At 47.7% G+C, this 18,210-nt stretch carries 14 protein-coding genes and 3 pseudogenes; 12 read left to right on the top strand and 5 right to left on the bottom strand.

Features of this window, described 5'->3' with window-relative positions; all coding sequences use genetic code 11:
• Positions 1–321: 321 nt before the first annotated feature.
• Together ACTWJ7_RS29360 and ACTWJ7_RS29355 are read left to right on the top strand one after the other, a co-directional pair.
• Positions 322–561, top strand: a complete 240-nt coding sequence (locus ACTWJ7_RS29360) for a hypothetical protein (RefSeq protein ID WP_443146139.1) — start codon at positions 322–324, stop codon at positions 559–561.
• Positions 506–1,135: a C40 family peptidase gene (locus ACTWJ7_RS29355; protein WP_443146138.1), complete on the top strand. Its 630-nt coding sequence runs from the start codon at positions 506–508 to the stop codon at positions 1,133–1,135. The genes ACTWJ7_RS29360 and ACTWJ7_RS29355 overlap by 56 nt, the downstream gene beginning before the upstream one ends.
• Before the next feature lie 100 nt (positions 1,136–1,235).
• Here the strand turns inward: ACTWJ7_RS29355 and ACTWJ7_RS29350 are convergent, their stop codons facing one another.
• Complete coding sequence (locus ACTWJ7_RS29350) at positions 1,236–2,144, bottom strand: ArsR/SmtB family transcription factor (RefSeq protein WP_081718096.1); 909 nt, start codon at positions 2,142–2,144, stop codon at positions 1,236–1,238.
• Positions 2,145–2,323: 179 nt separating this feature from the next.
• Here ACTWJ7_RS29350 and arfA point away from each other — a divergent pair, with 179 nt between their 5' ends.
• Positions 2,324–3,829: an arabinosylfuranosidase ArfA gene (arfA, locus tag ACTWJ7_RS29345; RefSeq protein ID WP_301879739.1), complete on the top strand. Its 1,506-nt coding sequence runs from the start codon at positions 2,324–2,326 to the stop codon at positions 3,827–3,829.
• Positions 3,830–4,291: 462 nt separating this feature from the next.
• Here arfA and ACTWJ7_RS29340 read toward each other — a convergent pair whose 3' ends face one another.
• Complete coding sequence (locus tag ACTWJ7_RS29340) at positions 4,292–5,065, bottom strand: MBL fold metallo-hydrolase (protein WP_301879738.1); 774 nt, start codon at positions 5,063–5,065, stop codon at positions 4,292–4,294.
• 127 nt (positions 5,066–5,192) lie between these two features.
• Between ACTWJ7_RS29340 and ACTWJ7_RS29335 the strand changes: the two are divergent.
• A pseudogene (locus ACTWJ7_RS29335) lies at positions 5,193–5,623 on the top strand (Lrp/AsnC family transcriptional regulator).
• On the opposite strand, the gene ACTWJ7_RS29330 reads toward ACTWJ7_RS29335, so the two are convergent.
• The 3 genes from ACTWJ7_RS29330 to ACTWJ7_RS29320 all read right to left on the bottom strand — a co-directional run bounded on the left by ACTWJ7_RS29330 (position 5,615) and on the right by ACTWJ7_RS29320 (position 9,856).
• A complete protein-coding gene (locus ACTWJ7_RS29330; RefSeq protein WP_443146137.1) occupies positions 5,615–6,151 on the bottom strand; it encodes a hypothetical protein in 537 nt (178 codons plus the stop codon). The pseudogene ACTWJ7_RS29335 and the gene ACTWJ7_RS29330 overlap by 9 nt on opposite strands.
• Positions 6,152–6,261: 110 nt before the next feature.
• On the bottom strand, positions 6,262–8,121 hold the full coding sequence (locus ACTWJ7_RS29325; protein ID WP_443146136.1) for an ABC transporter ATP-binding protein: 1,860 nt from the start codon (positions 8,119–8,121) through the stop codon (positions 6,262–6,264).
• On the bottom strand, positions 8,114–9,856 hold the full coding sequence (locus ACTWJ7_RS29320) for an ABC transporter ATP-binding protein (protein ID WP_301879737.1): 1,743 nt from the start codon (positions 9,854–9,856) through the stop codon (positions 8,114–8,116). The genes ACTWJ7_RS29325 and ACTWJ7_RS29320 overlap by 8 nt, the downstream gene beginning before the upstream one ends.
• Before the next feature lie 357 nt (positions 9,857–10,213).
• Here ACTWJ7_RS29320 and ACTWJ7_RS29315 point away from each other — a divergent pair, with 357 nt between their 5' ends.
• From ACTWJ7_RS29315 to ACTWJ7_RS29280, 8 genes and pseudogenes are all read left to right on the top strand, one after another.
• On the top strand, positions 10,214–10,573 hold the full coding sequence (locus ACTWJ7_RS29315) for an S-layer homology domain-containing protein (RefSeq protein ID WP_443146135.1): 360 nt from the start codon (positions 10,214–10,216) through the stop codon (positions 10,571–10,573).
• Positions 10,570–10,896, top strand: a complete 327-nt coding sequence (locus tag ACTWJ7_RS29310) for an S-layer homology domain-containing protein (protein WP_443146134.1) — start codon at positions 10,570–10,572, stop codon at positions 10,894–10,896. The genes ACTWJ7_RS29315 and ACTWJ7_RS29310 overlap by 4 nt, the downstream gene beginning before the upstream one ends.
• Positions 10,893–11,135 carry a hypothetical protein gene (locus ACTWJ7_RS29305; RefSeq protein WP_443146133.1) on the top strand — a complete coding sequence of 81 codons (243 nt, stop codon included), beginning with the start codon at positions 10,893–10,895 and terminating at the stop codon, positions 11,133–11,135. Before ACTWJ7_RS29310 ends, ACTWJ7_RS29305 begins: the two co-directional genes overlap by 4 nt.
• Before the next feature lie 1,118 nt (positions 11,136–12,253).
• A pseudogene (locus tag ACTWJ7_RS29300) lies at positions 12,254–13,224 on the top strand (ABC transporter permease).
• 16 nt (positions 13,225–13,240) lie between these two features.
• Positions 13,241–14,148 (top strand): annotated as a pseudogene (locus ACTWJ7_RS29295) (carbohydrate ABC transporter permease).
• A 41-nt stretch (positions 14,149–14,189) separates the two neighbouring features.
• Positions 14,190–15,785: an extracellular solute-binding protein gene (locus ACTWJ7_RS29290; RefSeq protein WP_301244626.1), complete on the top strand. Its 1,596-nt coding sequence runs from the start codon at positions 14,190–14,192 to the stop codon at positions 15,783–15,785.
• Between the two features lie 47 nt (positions 15,786–15,832).
• Entirely contained in the window at positions 15,833–17,119 is a 1,287-nt protein-coding gene (locus ACTWJ7_RS29285; protein WP_301879734.1) for an alpha-L-fucosidase, read from the top strand.
• 61 nt (positions 17,120–17,180) lie between these two features.
• On the top strand, positions 17,181–18,203 hold the full coding sequence (locus ACTWJ7_RS29280; protein WP_301879733.1) for a carbohydrate-binding family 9-like protein: 1,023 nt from the start codon (positions 17,181–17,183) through the stop codon (positions 18,201–18,203).
• Positions 18,204–18,210 lie beyond the last annotated feature (7 nt).

The raw sequence follows: 18,210 nt of genomic DNA, 5'->3' as shown, positions 1-18,210 counted from the left end.
GTTTACCATTTATAGAGTTTAAATATTAAAATATAGGTCATATGATGCATGTCCTGAGTGAGGAGCGGCTTAAGCCACTTTTCTGCGTAAAACGAAGCACAGCAAATAGTTACAATAATTTAACCTTTGAAAATGAAGTGATTAACGGTAGTTTTAGCCAACTGGTGTGAGATGTTTCCCTGATTCTTAGTGCTCAAGCCTGCCAGATCGAATACAGGACTTTGGGCTGATGATCGTTATGGACAGCCCGTTTTACAATGGGGCAAGCCCGGCAAATGAGGCCAGGTTAAAATTCTGTAACATCAGGGGGAACACGACATCATGAACTGGAAAAGCAAGATCATTACTGCGAGTGTAACAGCAACGATGCTGATGGGAAGTCTGACAGCAGGAGTATTAACGACACCGGCATCGGCAGCCGCAGTTGCGAATTCAAAAGTTAAAGTCATCTGGGGAGTAAACTTGCGTACATCACCATCTTCTTCCGCAAGCATTGTTCGTTTTGGTGCCAAAAGGGGAAACGGTAACGGTAACTCAAAATTCCGGCTCAGGCTGGTATAAAGTAAAGGATTCCGGCAACCGGACAGGATACATATCTTCTTCTTCAAAATATACACAAGCCGTGAAAGGCAGCACGACCACAGGAAGTGGCAGCACAAGCGGGTCCGGATCAAGCGGTACGTCTGTTACAGGCAGTGCTTCTGTGGAGAAAGTGATTGCGGCAGGCATGAAATATTGGGGGACACCCTACGAGTTTGGAGCTAGTCGTACCAGTACAGCTACGTTCGACTGTTCAAGCTTTGTACGTCAGGCATTTATTGATGCACTTGGAATCAAGCTTCCGTCCGATTCACGTAAGCAAGGAGCATATGTGAAAGCTAATGGAACCGTTCAGACCAATTGGAAAAATCTGAAACGCGGTGATCTGATGTACTTTATGTCCTATAAAGGCACATCGGCATCATCGTACTCCAGTGTGAACAAATCCACTGCGACCATTACCCACACGGGAATTTATCTGGGTGACGGCAAAATCCTGCACACGTATTCCAACGCTGGCGGCGGCGTAACCATCAGCGATATCTCCGGCAAACACTGGGAGTACCGTTTCCTGTTTGGTGGAAGTGCGCTCTAAGTCGTGCGTATAATACAAGCCTGAAACACCTGAAAAACATATAAAGGAACCTTCCATCTCTGCCTGTGCGGCGGGATAGAAGGTTCTTTTTGTTGTTCATTCAGTCCTGGTAATAAAGCCGGAAAAGAATATCCTGATCATAGTTGCCGAATCCCTGACCATACAATGTTAACCCGCCAACATGCTGCGCATCTTCCTCCACCGAGAGACGTAATGTCCACTGGTTCCGTTCTACGGGAATATCCGCAAGCGTAACTTCGGACATGTGCTGTCCATCAATAAATGTGCCCTCATGTGTAATTCGCAGCACCTTGAGCATGCCATATTGATTAACACTGTCGCTCCACCATTCCGGGGTGAACATGCCGCGTCCATTTCCCGAATCTCCAGGACTTGTCCATTCACCGAGATGAATTCCATTGAGCATAAAGGTAATGTCCGAAGGCCAGTTCGGGTTGACTGAAGGTGCCTCTGAACCGATCTCAAGTGACAATTCAATGGCGCTGATCTGTTGGCCGGACAAGATATAGTTTGGAATTTTGTATTCCACGAATCCACGTCCAAACCAGAGAATATGGGCATGCATCCGCTCGGGATCCAGAAAATAGCGTGGGTCATCATACTGTCCAATGACCTGATTGGACGTAGCCAGGCCACAAGTTGGATACACATCAAAATGGGTGTAATGCCCGACAGGGATTGCCACTTCATGAAGCTTGCGTGAGGCTCCGGTTTCCTGTGGCATGGAGATGCCAATCCAGTCGACGGCCAGGCTGTTCATTTTGTGCGTGCCGCCGTCCTTGCGAATCATTTTGGATTGAATGATGCCCACATCCTGAAGCTTGCGAACATGCATGGTTACGATGGCACTGCTTAGGCCGAGTGAGGCGGCAATGTCCTTCACGTTCATTGGGGTCTCCGCAACAAGCCTGATAATCTGTAGACGGACCTCACTCGCGAGTGCCTCGTATAGGGGCAGCCATTCTGTATCGGTATTTGCTCTGATCACATCTGTTCCTCCATTTTTGCTTTATAGAATTAAGTTAAACATAAATCCAGCCAAAAGAATAACATTTTGCAAAATTCATGTTGAAATTGCTGCCATAATCGATTTTAATATAAATATGAACGTTGATCCATAGATTATCAATTAATTTTTATATTAATCTTAGGGAGCTGAACTTCACGATGGAAAAAGCAAAAATGACGGTAGACAAGGATTTCACAATTGGCGTAGTTGACAAACGTTTATACGGTTCATTTATTGAACATCTGGGACGTGCCGTATACGGTGGAATATATGAGCCGGGTCACCCTACAGCGAACGAAGCGGGATTCCGTGGAGATGTGTTGGAGATGGTGAAGGAGCTGCAGGTTCCGATTGTGCGCTATCCTGGCGGTAATTTTGTATCCGGTTACAATTGGGAGGATTCCGTTGGGCCTGTGTCTGAACGCAAACGCAGACTTGAATTGGCCTGGAGAACCATCGAGACCAATGAATTCGGGTTCAACGAATTTGTGGATTGGTCCAAACAGGCGAATTCAGAAGTGATGATGGCCGTCAATTTGGGAACACGGGGGGTAGACGCAGCCCGCAACATCGTGGAGTACAGCAACCATCCGGAAGGTTCCTATTATAGTGATTTGCGTATTAAACATGGATACAAAGAGCCTCATGCTATCAAAACCTGGTGTCTTGGCAACGAAATGGACGGTCCGTGGCAGATTGGTCACAAAACAGCAGAAGAGTATGGGCGGATTGCACTCGAAGCGGCAAAAGTGATGAAGTGGACTGATCCATCAATTGAACTCGTCGCTTGCGGAAGTTCATCTCTGGGCATGCCATCCTTCCCGGAATGGGAAGCGACGGTGCTGGATCACACGTATGATCATGTTGAATATCTATCTTTACATCAGTATTACGGCAATCAGGAGAATGACACACCAACCTTCCTTGCACGCTCATTGGAGATGGATCGTTTCATTGATACGGTGAAAGCGACTTGCGATTATATCAAAGCAAAGAAACGCAGCAAAAAAACGATGTATCTGTCCTTCGATGAGTGGAATGTATGGTATCACTCTCATGAGACTGACTCCAAAATGGACCCATGGCAGATCGCTCCGCCGCAGCTGGAGGACGTATACAACCATGAAGATGCACTGCTTGTGGGTTGTATGCTGATCAGCATGCTTAAACATGCGGACCGTGTCAAAATGGCGTGTTTGGCACAGCTCGTCAACGTTATCGCTCCAATCATGACGGATAATGGTGGTGCTGCATGGAGACAGACGATTTTCTATCCGTTCATGCATGCTTCCGTGTTTGGACGTGGAACAGCACTTGTGCCGTTGATCCAGTCACCGAAATATGACACCAAACAAATTACGGATGTTCCTTATCTGGAGGGCATTGCGGTGCATAACGAAGAGCAGGGTGAAGTGACTGTTTTCGCTGTAAACCGTCATCTGGAAGAATCACTTCCGCTTGAAGTGGATCTGCGCAGCTTCGGGAAGTGCCGCTTGATTGAGCATATTGTGCTGGAGAGTGATGATCTCAAAGCAGCCAATACTGCCGCACAGCCGAATCGTGTCGCTCCGCATAATCGTGGTGATGCAGAGGTATCAGATACATTGATCACGGCAAGCCTGGCCAAAGCATCGTGGAACGTGATCCGATTGAAAGTGCAGTAATAGATTAGGAAGTATCATACGCGTTGCAGCGTGGATAAAGGAGACATAGGAACACAGGATACTCCGATGGCAGAACAACGCCGTATGATGTGATCTCAATAAGAGAAAAGGGCTGGATGCGAGTTTATACGCATTCAGCCTTTTTCGTGGTATAAGTGTCAGCCTTTGTGTGGAGCAAAACGCACTCAAAACCCATTTTGAGTGCAACAAGAGAAGAGAACTTACTCTGGTGCTCCAGCCTCTAACGAATCGTGTGCGCCTTATTGTGCAGATTAGTGTGGTGGAGCAAATCTAACGAACTCAGGAATCGCTACTTCGATGAAAATCTGCGATTGCGCGTGCAAAGAGGGTGCAAAAGGGAAAATAAGACGTCTGCAATTCGTTAGAATGGCGAACTTGTGCTATTTCGCCAAATAGAGCGTCTCAGATCCGTTAGATGTTTGGACAAACAGTAAATGAATGTTACTTCAACCCTGTCCCCGGTCCAAACTCAAAGCTTTCTCCATCGCGTGGAATGAGTACTTGTCCGTCCAACTGCTCGGAGGTCAGGTAACTGGCGAGGTCCACGCGGGACATCATGCAATGGTTAATGGCATCCATGTGCACAGCGATCACATGTGCATCCGGTGCATGACGTTTCACGGCAGCTACGTCAGGTCCGTCCATCGTGATCGGATCTCCTTGCAAGAAGCGGGCACCGCCAGCATTTACCACAATCACCTCAGGCTGATATTGACGAATAGCTTCGGCTGGCTCTTCACACCAGATGGTATCACCAGCGATATACGAGACAGGTTCTCCGTCCGCTTCCAATACAAAACCAGATACCTTGCCCATACGCTCGCCGATTTCTCCGGTTCCGTGATGTCCCGAAGTACGGGCAAAACGTACGGAGTGATACTCATGTTTGTCATCCACGGCGGTAACGTTGGTAAATCCGGCTCCTGTGAACACCGCCTCATCTCCTGGCTGACACAGCAGAGGTACATCTTTGCGGAGCTGGTTCGCTGCTGCTTCATCCCAGTGATCGGGGTGGGTATGCGTAACGATCAGCAGATCGGGATTCATATAATCCGTTTCCGTCTCGGGTAATGAGACTCGTGGATTGCGTAATTCATTGGGCGTGTTCGGAAAAGCAGGCATCACTTCTTTATCCATCAACATGGGATCGACCAGTATATTCAGACCTCCATATTCCAACCATAATGTAGCATTACGAATCAATTGAATTTTCATTGAACCTGCACTCCTTCGGGAATTAATGTTATTATCCTATATGTTATACAACCCGTTTATCGGCGTAAATAACACACTGAAAGAAAACAGACCACTTTAATTTCATGTTGAAAGGATTGCAAAATAGATGAATGAAACGATTGATGATACAGATATACGTATACTGAAAAGCCTGATCCGGGACTCCAAACGCTCCCACAAAGAGATCGGGAAGAGGTGCATTTGACCGGACAGGCTGTAGGTGCGAGAGTACGCAAGCTGCATGATCTGGGTGTTATTGAAGGGTATACGGTAAAATGGAACCCGGAACGCCTCGGCTTGGGCCTGCAGGCATTTGTAACGATCTTTCTGAATTCCGGCGACAGGCATGCCGCCTTCCGTGAATTTATGGCTGCACGTGAAGACATCGTGGAGGTTCACCGTGTCAGCGGAGAGGGCTGCTACCTGATGCGTGTGCGCACGGGAACGATGGAGCAGCTTGGCAGCTTGCTGGAAGCCATTTTGCCGTATGGAAATTATAGAATGAACCTGTCTGTTGGTATCGAAAAGTCAGAGTGATGTGAGCTGGATTTCAGAGGTCCTGTTGCTGTTTCTCGCGCAGCGTCTCCTGCAAAAGGACAACTGCTCGGCTGAGCTCTTTTTGGTTAGCAAATGATCGGTCTGAATATGATGCCGGGTGCCGTCTTTTAGATACATGGCAATCATGGGCGATGAGGACAATATCCATTTGCTAAATGCGGGAGAGCCAAGCTCAATTTTACGAATTTCATCCCAGGGAATGGTCCGCTTTAGGGTATGAAGCCCTTCATCATTCCAGGATAATAACACGGTAGAACTCGCGATTGCCCGGGACAGAAACATAAAAAATAAAGGCCCGATAAACCACATGCCAAGAATGGCTGCGATGGAATAATACAAAGTCTCCAGTTGTCCAGCGCGCTCGTCATAAATAATCCATAACAGGGTCACGCATAACAGCAAGAACAGAAGACACAGTGCTCCTTTCCATATAGCCGTAAAACGGCGGTAGCCCATCTGCCGATGCTCAAGCTCCGCCTCCGATGATGTATGTAATTCAGGTTTCATAAGTACGCCTCCTTATCATTTCCCGGAAAATATACCAAACATGCCGCCTGCATCGCAGAGCGGCACATTCAACGTTTATTTTAACCCCGCGTGGTCCAGATTCAGATCCACTATCCAGAGATAGCTGAATCATTACCGGCTTCACGCGCATGGGTGTAGAGATCAGCATATACCCCTTGTGCATCAATCAGCTTCTGATGGGAGCCTTCCTCGACAATCTCACCGTTCTCCATAACGAGAATCCGATCTGCATGCATGACCGTAGATAGACGATGCGCAATGACGATCGTTGTTCTGCCCTGAGATACGGATTCCAGCGCCTGTTGAACCAATTGTTCGGTATGCGAATCCAGATTTGCGGTTGCTTCATCCAGAATAAGCACTCGGGGCTGAAAGACCACGATTCGGGCAAACGATATCAGTTGACGCTCGCCGGCGGACAAACCGCTTCCGCGTTCGGAAAGCCGTGTATCATAGCCTTGCGGCAAACGTGAAATCATCGCATGTGCTCCGACAAATCGGCAGGCCTGAATAGCCTGCTCCCTTGTAATATCTTCGCGAAACATTCGAACATTGTCAATGATGGAGCCCGAGAAGAGGAACGGTTCCTGCTGGATCAGACCAACAATCCGGTGAAGATTGGCCTGCGGGAAATGACGAATGTCTATTCCATCAATTTCAATGCTGCCCTGATTCACATCGTAGAAGCGATTGAGCAGGGAGATCAGTGTACTTTTGCCTGCCCCTGTAGTTCCTACAATGCCCACCATTTCTCCGGGATAGAGATGCAGATTCATATGCTGAATCAGAGGGCGGTCTGCGAGATAACCGAACGATACATCATTAAAATCAATCTGCCCCATCACATGCCGTGGTTCAAGTGTGGAGGCGGTCCCGGGTTTCGGGTCAGCGACTTCCGGACGGGTACTCAGAATGTTCCAGATCCGATCCATGGATACGGTAGTTGACTGAAACGTGTTCCACTGCATGGTGATCTGGTTGATCGGCTGGAAGAACTGACGGATGTAACTGATAAACGCATAGAGCACACCCACCTGCAATGATTCACCCAGCACGGCACGTCCCCCAAGCCAAACCATCATGACGAGCGCGGCATTACCTAGGATATCAAACGTTCGGTTGAAAATAACATTGGACCGGGCCTGCGCGATATTGGCCTTTAGGTGAAGCGTGTTCTGCTCCTTGAATCTTTTCTTCTGTTCTTCTTCCTGATGGAAAGCCTGGATCAGAAACATACCGGACAGGTTCTCTGCCGTGAACGCAATCAGACGGGAGAGGCGAGTGCGGGCATTCTGATAAGCTCTGCGCAGTCGACTTCGGAACAATACAGCCACAATGGCGATTACAGGCAATACGATAAGAGAATACCCTGCAAGTACCGGATCGAGCTGGAACATAAAGACGATAATAAGCACCAGCATCATGCCATCCCGGATAAGACTAAGCAGCACCTGGGTGAAGAAACTGCTGATTGTTTCCGTATCACTGGATACATTCGTAACCAGACTGCCAATATGGAAGCGATCGAAGAAAGACATCGACATTTTGGAGATATGCTTGAACAGGTCTTTCCGGATGCGAGAGACGATGTTCTGACCAACATGTTGCAGCAGATTGTTTTGTATATAGGTAAAAATAAAGCTGATTACAGCCAACCCCAGAAAGATGGCTGCCAGTTGGATAAGGAAACCTACACTGGTCTGACCGATTGCCAGATGATCATCGATTGCAATCTTCACCAGATAAGGCTGAAGCAGATCTGCGGAAATACCGAGCAGTGAGCAGAAAAAGATACCTGCAAAGGCCCATTTATGAGGCAGGGCGTAGGACATCATCGCTTTGAACGAGGTACGTTTACTCTGGTCTGCGCCTGCATCGGAACTGGACCCATGCCCTGACGGTGCTTGTGCTCCCGCATCTGAACGAACTTCTGCGTTACGGTCAGTCATGATGTAATCCCTCCTCCTGCAAACGATAGGTTGCAGCATATAACCCTTTTGCGGTCATCAGCTCTGCGTGCGTTCCCTGTTCAACGATTCGGCCTTCATCCAGAACGATAATTTCGTCGGCATGACGGACTGCGCTGATCCGGTGAGAGATGATCAGCGTTGTTTTACCTTTGCCAATCTCACGCAGGCTGCGCAGAATGCCACTTTCGGTGACGGCATCTACAGCACTCATGCTGTCATCCAGGATGAGCACCTGAGCTTTTTTGATCAACCCCCGTGCCAGACTGGTGCGCTGACGCTGACCGCCAGACAACGTGAGTCCGCGTTCACCCAGCAGGGTATCGAACTGATCGGGGAACCGAATAATGTTTTCGTAGATCACCGCTTGTCTTGCACTATGCTCTACGGTGTCCAACGGAACTTCCCGGTTGCTAAAAGCGATGTTGTCCCGAATGGTTGTACTGAACAGGAACCCATCCTGGGGAACATAGGCAATACGGGACCGCAGGCCCTCCAGCGACAGCTGCCGAATGTCGGTACCGTTAATGCGAATCGTGCCTTCAGGCGGCTCATATGTACGCAGCAATAGTTTGACAAAGGTGCTTTTACCCGAACCTGTTTTACCCACAATACCCACGGTTCGTCCTGCCTCGATGTTCAGACTGATGTTTTTGAGCGCAGGGGATGAACTGTTGGGATAGGAAAAGGACAGATTTTCAATTGTAATGTCATTCACCGTTTGAAGTCTTGTTGCGTTGGGAAGCTCGCGTACATCAGGCACTTCTGTCAGCAGATCATTTACCCGCTCCAATGACGCTCCAGAACGCTGCATGGTATTGATCACATTACCGATTTGTTGAAGCGGTCCCATGATGATCCGCAAATATAACGTCAATGCCACAAAACTTCCGAGTGTAATGGAATTTTGCATCGTCAAAATTCCGCCGACAAGCAGGGAGACAACCAGTGAAATGGCACCCAGCAGCGGTAGCAGGGCCTGAAATAGAGAGGACAGACGAACGAGTCGCAGCTGCTTGCTTTTGATCGCATCTACTGTGATCCCAAATCGCTCACGAGCACTGTCTTCAATGGCAAATGTTTTGGTTACACGAATGCCGCCCAGCTGCTCTTCTGCCGATTCCGTCATCGTTGCAAGAGCATCCTGTACATCACGAGAGCGCTTGCGAATTCGCGGACCGAAAAAAACGACCAGAAAGGGAATGGCCAGCAAAGGCACAATACTGATCAGAATGAGTCTCATCGGAATTCCACTGAGCAGCATCATCACGATGCAGGATAATAATAGAAATGTTGCATTGGTCATCATAGTGACGCCGTTGGAGATGGCTTCACGTACAGAGGTGACATCATTCATGACGTAACTGAGCAGTTTCCCATTTCCCTGTTTGGAGAAATAGTGCTCGCTCAGCTCGGAAAATTTACCGAAAATACGCTCACGTGTCATGAATTCGAAGCGGCGTCCAAGCTTCATGATCATGAATTGTCCGGTACCGAATAACAGGTTATAAGCGATGGCTATGGCTAATAGCGACAGGCTGTACCGGATGACTGTATTCATCTGAAGCGTGTTTTGCATGAGCTGATCCGTAAAGCTGCCCAGAATTCGGGGCAAGGACGCCTGACCCACATTGGAGGCAATAATCAGTAGTACAGCGAACAGATATACGGGCCAGTTGGCAATGACATAGCCTCGTAGTAATCCTTTCTTGGACATAGATTTGTTCTCCTTTGTTCGGGGTGGAATTTGGTCGCAAGCGGAGTCAAGAAAAGGGCCGACACCTGATAATAGCGCGTCGTGCCCTCTTACTTTATGCGATCCGGTTTGCTGTTTATCCGTCATTCGATAGAATTCTCTATTCTTATTTTTGCGCTTATCGATAAGGATGTCAACGAAGCAAGTAAGCATTCATGGAAGAAAGCAGATCAGCGCCCGCAGCGAAAGTGATATATGCGGCATATTCGTCATTTATTCACCAGATGTCGATTTTACTGAAACATTTCCAGAGGGTCTCCCGTCTGTAGGGTTGAAGAGGTCAAAAATTGGGTTTACTAACTATGGAGGTGCCACGAAATGAAACATAAAAAAGGATTGGCTGCAACGCTTGCGCTCTGCGTTTCTTTGACTGCAGGAGGTGCATCGGTACTTGCTTTTTCGGATGTAAAAGATGAAGGGCAAAAAACAATTGTAGACTCGTTGCATTCTAAGGGTATTGTTAATGGAGTAACGGCGGATCTGTTTCGTCCGGATGTCGCATTGTCCGAGCCACAGGGTGTTCAATTGATCGTGAACGCTTTTGGTCTGAAAAATGAATACGCTGCCGCTTCGGCACAACATAAAATTAGTCCAACGACCTGGTACGCCGATGCAGTTCAGGCTGCAACACAGAATGGCCTATCCATTCCGGTGGAATTGAATCCGCAGGGAAGATGACGCGTGAGCAGTTTGCTATTTTGCTCCTTGAAGGGATTAATACAACCGGGGAATATCCGGTAATCATGCTGTATAATGATATTAAGGACGAAAATAAAATCGGTAAGGACGCCAAATCTGCGGTCCAGAACCTGCTGAACATGGACATCATTGAACTGGATAAGGACGGAAACTTCCGTCCAGATCAGTCGCTTACCCGTATGGAGGCTGCAAGCATGATCTTCAATGCACTTGAATTTGTGGATAAGCACGGCAATGGCGGATCGACAGAACCGACTCCAACGACCCGGGCGAAGGCCAACAGGCGATTGTACCTACCGTGACTTCAACCAAGGTGGATGACAAGACGGTCAAAGTCAAACTGTCCGCGCAAATGCCTCATCCTGGCTATGGATTGAAGATTGAAGATGTGAAGCTGGAGAAGGATGGACGTGCCATCGTGTTGTATACCATTATCCAACCTGATCCGGACATGATGTATCCAATGGTCATCACCAATGTTACGGCCGAGACAGATATTCCAACAGGGTACACTGCGGAAGTGCAGCCTTCTGGAAAGTAAGCAAACCCTGCCAGCGTGCTTCGATCCCTATCGAAGCACGCTTTTTTTGAGTTTTTCTTGAGAGTGATGATCTTTATGAAGTGAGTTGGTTGTCAAGATTGTCTGCCTTCTAGTCCGAATCGCTCGTAGTAGGTCTGAGATTGTTTTTTTATACGGAAGTATATGTTACATTTTGGTATATTTTCAATGGGTTATTAAGTCAATTTAAGTGACACAAATATGTTATTTATTAGTTAGGGATCGATATCCACATAGGTAGAAGGGCTGCTCTGATTTAAATAGAGCGGCTTTTTTTCTGGAGTTATCCTGAAATTATCAATGATTCCAGACTTCCATGTCATGCACAAAATCAACATATATGACTTGATATTCCCAGTGTTTATCTGGGTTTGTGTGGCTTCTAATCCAGGATAAAAACGACATATTTACGAAGCCGGGAAGGAACTCATAGAATAAAGCCAAGCAATAAGGGAGCTTGAAGCGGGTGGTAAATATATGATAGATAATATTACATTAATGTGATTGAATTAAATCTATCCTGAAAAGAAAAATGCATGAGGAGGGGAGTGGAGCAGCAGTAACGAAGGGCACCTCTATCTCATTTTGGATTGAGATGCGTTGAACATGACAAGACCTTGCGACTTGACTTGGATCATGGAACTGCCCAGAATCCCCACGATGATGTCTGCAACCATGGATATCTTTTTCCAAAACATATGTGGGTTTTGACTTTAAGGTTTGTTTCTCAACTTTTGTTCAGATCTGGCATCTGTCGAGTTCATGCGAAGCTACCCCTTATGACAACTTCAGGACGAAAATAAGTCAAATTCCACATGTTTTACTTCTCCAAAATGACAATGACAAGCTGTAATCAAAAGTGTAAACCCCTGTTGTAGCAGCACTTTCCTGGTTTTTAGGAGGGAAGATCGAAATAGCATATTTACGAATTCAAAATTGATCCATAAACTCAGTATGTAAGCGTTACCAAATTGAGAGGGAGCAAAAGCTTCCCATGATCGAAATGTGGTCCGGGACTCATTCCTTACAATTGAACAGGAGTGTTTCGCTCTTCTTACAAAACGGACGGATTTTCATTTAGAAAAGGAGGAAACAAACTGATGCAGCCAGAAGGGAAGTCCGCCTTGTCGCAAAACCTATCGGTGCACACGATTCCGAACCGCAAGAAAAATAAATTAGGGAGAAGGATGATTCGAAACTGGGAATTGTATCTGTTTATCGCGCCAGCATTTCTATACTTTCTGATTTTCCATTACGGGCCGATGTACGGCATACAAATCGCATTCAAAAACTTTATCCCGACGCTTGGTGTCACGGGAAGCCCGTGGGTAGGGTTCGATCATTTCATCCGCTTCTTTAATTCGTATTATTTCTGGGATTTGTTATGGAATACCCTCAGCATCAGCTTGTATGAGCTGGCTATAGGTTTTCCGCTACCGATCATTCTGGCGTTAGCCTTCAATGAAGTAAAGGACTCCTTTTTCAAACGTACCGTACAGACGGTCACGTATGCACCACATTTTATTTCGGTCGTTGTAATGTCGGGTATGATCATCACCTTCTTGTCGCCTTCGTCAGGCATGATTGTCAATCTGGTGGAGGCTCTTGGATTCCAAGCTCCTCAATTCCTGACGGACCCTGCGTGGTTCAAGACGGTGTACGTGTTGTCGGGTGTCTGGCAGAGTGCAGGCTGGGTACCATTATATACCTTGCAGCACTATCGGGTGTGGACCCGCAACTGCATGAAGCTGCCGTGGTGGATGGTGCGAGCCGGTTTAAACGGATTTTGCATATTAACATTCCAGCGATCATCCCTACGATCACCATTCTGTTAATTCTGAATATGGGCAGTATTCTGGGCGTCGGATTTGAAAAAATCTTACTGCTGCAAAATCCGTTGAATATGGGTTCATCAGATGTCATCTCGACATTTGTCTATCGGTCGGGTCTGGTCGATGCGCAGTACAGTTTCTCAACAGCTGTAGGATTGTTCAACTCGGTAGTTAATGCGATTCTGCTGATTACAGTGAACCAAATTGCACGTCGCACCAGTGAAAACAGCTTGTGGTAAAAGGAGGGGAAAACACATGTCATCCGCGGTTAAGGAAAGCAGAAGCGACAAATTGTTCTTATGGTGCAACTACATCTATCTGACGATAGCGCTCGTCATTGTGCTTTACCCGCTGTTATACATCATTAGCGCCTCAATCAGTGATCCCAAATTTGTAAGCTCCGGTGAGATGTGGCTGCTGCCCAAAGGCATTACCTTTGAAGGTTATGCCCGCGTGTTTGAGAAAACCAACATCTGGATCGGGTACAAAAATACGATCATCTATACCGTCGTAGGTACACTCGTCAACCTGATGGTCACTCTTCCGGCTGCCTACGCACTTAGCCGTTCTGATTTTGTGGGACGCGGATTCTTCATGGCGATGTTTATGGTAACGATGTTTTTCAGCGGAGGGCTTGTCCCGAGCTACTTGCTGGTTAAGGATCTTGGTATGGTGAACAGCATGTGGGCGCTTATTCTGCCAGGAGCTGCATCCATCTGGAATATTATCGTATGCCGTACGTTCTTCCAATCGACCATTCCCAAGGAGCTGCAGGAAGCGGCGCATATCGACGGGTGTACCAACACCCGGTTGTTCATCCGCATTGTGCTTCCGCTCTCCATGCCGATCATTGCCGTGATGGCGCTCTTCTACGGCGTTGGACACTGGAACAGCTATTTCAGTGCGATGATCTATTTAAATGATTCCTCGAAGTATCCGCTGCAGCTCTTTCTGCGCCAAATCCTGGTACTTCAGGAGATGGCAGCACAGGGCGGGGAGCTATAGATACCTCTTCCGCAACGGCGATGAATTCCAAAGCGGAAATTGCTGCGCTGGTGAAATATGCCGTCATTATTGTTTCAACTTTACCTGTCATTGCCATTTATCCATTTCTTCAGCGTTACTTCGTGCAGGGTGTTATGATCGGTTCCGTCAAGGGATGATCTTAAACCATAATCCACACTAAAAAAGGGGAGTTGTCGTCATGAAAAAGCTTCGCAAGGCTTCATCCATTGTACTCTGCCTCACCCTATCAGCAGCATTGCTTGCAGCTTGTGGTTCCAATGAAGATGGAGGTTCTGCGACTTCAAATGTCGAAGGGGTCAAGAAAGAAGGATTCCCGATTGTGGACAAACCGCTTACGTTAAAGGTCATGTCCCAGGATGCGGGCGTAGCCGACTGGAATACGATGCCAGTCCTGCAAGAGATGGAGAAATTGTCAGGCATCAAGCTGGAGTACCAGCTTTCGCCGATCGACAGCTTTGAAACAAAGAAGAACCTGGTATTCGCCAGCGGCGATTTACCGGATATGTTCTATGCGGCGGATCTCAAGCCGGCTGAGCAGGTTACTTATGGGACTCAAGGCATTCTGATTCCACTGGAAAAATACATTGATGAGGGCTATGCCCCGAATATTAAGAAGATTCTCGACGAAAACCCGGATGTCCGCAAATCCTTTACAACACCTGACGGACATATGTATGCACTTCCATTTATCGATACGGCTGCCGTGTGGTACAGAGGCCCGATGTGGTATAACGGTGAATTCCTCAAAGCACTTAATGTAGAGGAGCCTAAGACGACAGAGGAATTATATACGTACCTGAAGCGTGTTAAGGAAGAAGATCCTAACGGCAATGGACAACAAGATGAAATTCCGCTAACTTCTGTAAAACTGGATGATCTTCGTATGTACTTCTTCGGCTTCTGGGGCATGTACAACGAAGGAATCTACGCGGATAAGGATGGAAAAGTCCACTACCCTTACCAAGAAGAAGGCTACAAAGGTTATCTGACGTTCATGAACCGTCTGTGGAAGGAAGATTTGCTTGATCATGAGACCTTCTCGCAAACCGGCGATCAGAAAAAAGCAAAAGGTGAGAGCAACAAGCTCGCGCTGTTCAATGACTACCATCCGTACTTCACGCTTGGCGGCGAGCCTAGCACGAAACATCCACTGATGACACCAGTGAAGAGTGAGATTGCAGACTCACCTGTATACGGTAAACACCCTGGTATATCGGCACGTGGTACCTTTGCGATTACTAGCAGCAATCCGTCCCCTGAGGCAACCATGCGCTGGATTGATTATTTGTACAGCTATGATGGGGCGACCCTGTTCAATCAAGGTCCTGAAGGCGTGCTGTGGAAATTCAAAGACAAGGAAAATCTCGTGAAAGAGTGGCTTCCTGTTCCTGGCGGCGGCGATCGTGAGGAATATCGCGGTAAAATCACACCGAACTACGGCATTTTGACACCAGGCATTAATGATCCGGACATTGCGAAAGGTCTTCGCACCGAATTTGATGAATGGATTGACCAGCAGAATCAAGAGAAGTTGGTGCCGATCGGCAAAGCACCATTCCCTAACGTTTATTTGACAAATGAAGAGCAAAGCGAAGCGACCGCTCTATTATCTGATCTGGATACGTACGTCAAGCAGATGGAAGCGAAGTTCGTAACTGGTCAGGAGCCGCTTGAGAACTGGGATAAGTATATTGCGCAAATCAAAAAAATGGGCAGTGACCGTATCGTTGAACTATATCAAGGAGCATACGACCGCTGGAACACAGGCCAATAAGAGTAATCACTCATATAGAAGGACTTCAGAAAGAGGTGTGAACAAGGATGCAGAAATGGTTTGAAGAGGCCAAGCTGGGAATATTCATCCACTATGGCATCTATGCTGTAGATGGGGTCTCGGAATCGTGGTCCTTCTATAATGGAAGAATTTCCTACGAAGAATATATGAAACAGCTGGACGGTTTTACGGCATCGAAGTTTAATGCGGAGAAGTGGGCGGATTTAATTGAGAAATCGGGAGCCCGATATGCCGTGCTGACAACGAAGCATCATGATGGCGTTGCTCTGTGGGATACGCAGTATAGTGACCTCAATGTCGTCAAGCAGACACCAGCGAATCGGGACCTCGTGAGGGAATATGCGGAAGCGATTCGGGAGAAGGGCATTCACCTGGGGATGTACTTCTCGCTGATTGATTGGTCGCACCCGGATTATCCTAGCGTGTATGAAGGTGGCAAGGTACCGGAGGATCTCAGCAGCGTCAACCGGCATTCAAGTCCTGTGGACGGTGTTCAGGATGAGGAGAAATGGCAGAAATTCCTTGACTTCAATAACCACCAGCTGCAGGAGATCTTGACGAATTACGGAAAGGTAGATCTGCTGTGGTTCGACGGGGACTGGGAACGGAGTGCCGAGCAGTGGAATCTCCCGGAGTTTAAGCATTACCTGCAATCCTTTAATCCGGATATCATCATCAACTCCCGCCTTCAAGGTTATGGGGACTATAAAACACCGGAGCAAGGTATTCCGATCACGAGACCGGAGGGACCATGGGAGTTCTGCACCACGATCAATACATCTTGGGGTTATGTACCAACAGACGATAAATACAAATCGTTAAATCAGATCATTCGGATGTTCTGTGACTGTATTTCGATGGGTGGCAACATGCTGCTGGATATTGGTCCGCGCGAGGATGGCACCATCGATAAGAGACAGGAGAATATTCTGCTTGGGCTGGGAGCGTGGATCCGAACGCATGAAGAGGCTGTATTCGGAACGGGTGAAGGCATTATGCCCCGCTATTATCTGGGGGGCAGCACCGTATCCGAGGACAGAAAGACATTGTACCTGTTTGTATATGACGAGCCAAAAGAAAATGTGTGCATTAAGGGACTGTGCAATAAGATCAGAAAGATTACCGTACTGCACTCGGGCAAAGAACTTGAGCATGAGATCCATGGGGGCGTGCCATGGTTCAATATCCCGGGCACAACATGGATCAAAATGACCCCGGAGGACACCCATGAGCAGGTGACGGTGCTTAAGCTCGAATTCGATGAGGAACTGGAGATGTACGGCGGCTCAGGAGCCGTTGTTACCCATAACTAACATTACGGGAGGGCATGCGCCGATAGATGCATGCCCTCTCTCATGAAGGGGAGAGAGCGATATGAACCAAAGTGGAGTGCCTGAGCCAAGGATTGAGTATGCTCCCAAACATTATATATGCAAGCGTTCGAAGGGACCGCTGGTGCTGGACGGCCGCGTCGATAAGGCATTCTGGGATGCGGCTGATTGGACGGATGATTTTGTTGATATCGAAGGGGACCTTCGTCCGAAGCCCGGGAAACAGACAAAGGTAAAAATGCTGTGGGATGATGACTATTTCTACTTCGCTGCTGAGCTGATGGAAGATCAGATATGGGCTACGTTGACTGAGCGCGATTCCGTTATTTTCTACGATAATGATTTTGAGATTTTTATCGATCCCGACGGAGATTCCCACCAATATTATGAGTTCGAGATCAATGCGCTAAATACGGTATGGGATCTGTTATTGGTGAAGCCTTATCGGGATGGTGGACCTCCGGTCAATGGTTGGGATATCAGCGGTCTCAAGACGGCCGTACATATCGATGGGGAGCTGAACACACCTGGTGCTGATAACCGGAAATGGAGTGTGGAGGTCGCGATTCCTTGGATCAGCCTAAAGGAATGTGCCGAAGGCAACCGTCCGCCTGCGCCGGGTGAGTTCTGGCGTGTCAACTTCTCGCGCGTGGAATGGCAGACCGAGGTGCAGGATGGTGAGTACCGCAAGGTGCTGAATCCGGAGACGGGCAAGCCGTTTCCGGAGGACAACTGGGTTTGGTCGCCCATGGGCATTATCAACATGCATTATCCGGAGCTATGGGGCTATGTCGTATTTTCGGATGATGGAACGGACTATTCCTTTGAGTTGCCGGAGGACGAACGAATCAAGTGGGAGCTTCGCAAGCTCTATTATCGTGAACGTAATTATTATGAAGCCCATGGTGAATTTACACAGGATGTGAAGCTACTAATGGGCGAGGAATCGTGGAGCTGTTCGCCTGTAATTGAAACGACTCGCAGCCTGTTCCAGATTACTGCGCCTTCCTCGGACGGCACGGCTGTAATCTGTATTCGGGAAGACGGAAAGCTGTGGAAGGAGTGAGCCAGCA

The sequence above is a fragment of the Paenibacillus sp. 1A_MP2 genome, assembly GCF_052244825.1.
GTDB lineage: Bacteria > Bacillota > Bacilli > Paenibacillales > Paenibacillaceae > Paenibacillus > Paenibacillus vandeheii.
Note: the sequence above shows the minus strand (reverse complement) of the source record. Positions and strands in the feature narration are given on the sequence as shown.

What these genes read in the sequence shown, in the direction of transcription:
- ACTWJ7_RS29360 (WP_443146139.1), top strand. Translation starts at nt 322, where the DNA reads ATGAACTGGAAAAGCAAGATCATTACTGCGAGTGTAACAGCAACGATG.
- ACTWJ7_RS29320 (WP_301879737.1), bottom strand. Translation starts at nt 9,856, where the DNA reads ATGTCCAAGAAAGGATTACTACGAGGCTATGTCATTGCCAACTGGCCC.
- ACTWJ7_RS29280 (WP_301879733.1), top strand. Translation starts at nt 17,181, where the DNA reads ATGAACCAAAGTGGAGTGCCTGAGCCAAGGATTGAGTATGCTCCCAAA.
- ACTWJ7_RS29340 (WP_301879738.1), bottom strand. Translation starts at nt 5,065, where the DNA reads ATGAAAATTCAATTGATTCGTAATGCTACATTATGGTTGGAATATGGA.
- ACTWJ7_RS29310 (WP_443146134.1), top strand. Translation starts at nt 10,570, where the DNA reads ATGACGCGTGAGCAGTTTGCTATTTTGCTCCTTGAAGGGATTAATACA.
- ACTWJ7_RS29325 (WP_443146136.1), bottom strand. Translation starts at nt 8,121, where the DNA reads ATGACTGACCGTAACGCAGAAGTTCGTTCAGATGCGGGAGCACAAGCA.
- ACTWJ7_RS29315 (WP_443146135.1), top strand. Translation starts at nt 10,214, where the DNA reads ATGAAACATAAAAAAGGATTGGCTGCAACGCTTGCGCTCTGCGTTTCT.
- ACTWJ7_RS29285 (WP_301879734.1), top strand. Translation starts at nt 15,833, where the DNA reads ATGCAGAAATGGTTTGAAGAGGCCAAGCTGGGAATATTCATCCACTAT.
- arfA (WP_301879739.1), top strand. Translation starts at nt 2,324, where the DNA reads ATGGAAAAAGCAAAAATGACGGTAGACAAGGATTTCACAATTGGCGTA.
- ACTWJ7_RS29330 (WP_443146137.1), bottom strand. Translation starts at nt 6,151, where the DNA reads ATGAAACCTGAATTACATACATCATCGGAGGCGGAGCTTGAGCATCGG.
- ACTWJ7_RS29290 (WP_301244626.1), top strand. Translation starts at nt 14,190, where the DNA reads ATGAAAAAGCTTCGCAAGGCTTCATCCATTGTACTCTGCCTCACCCTA.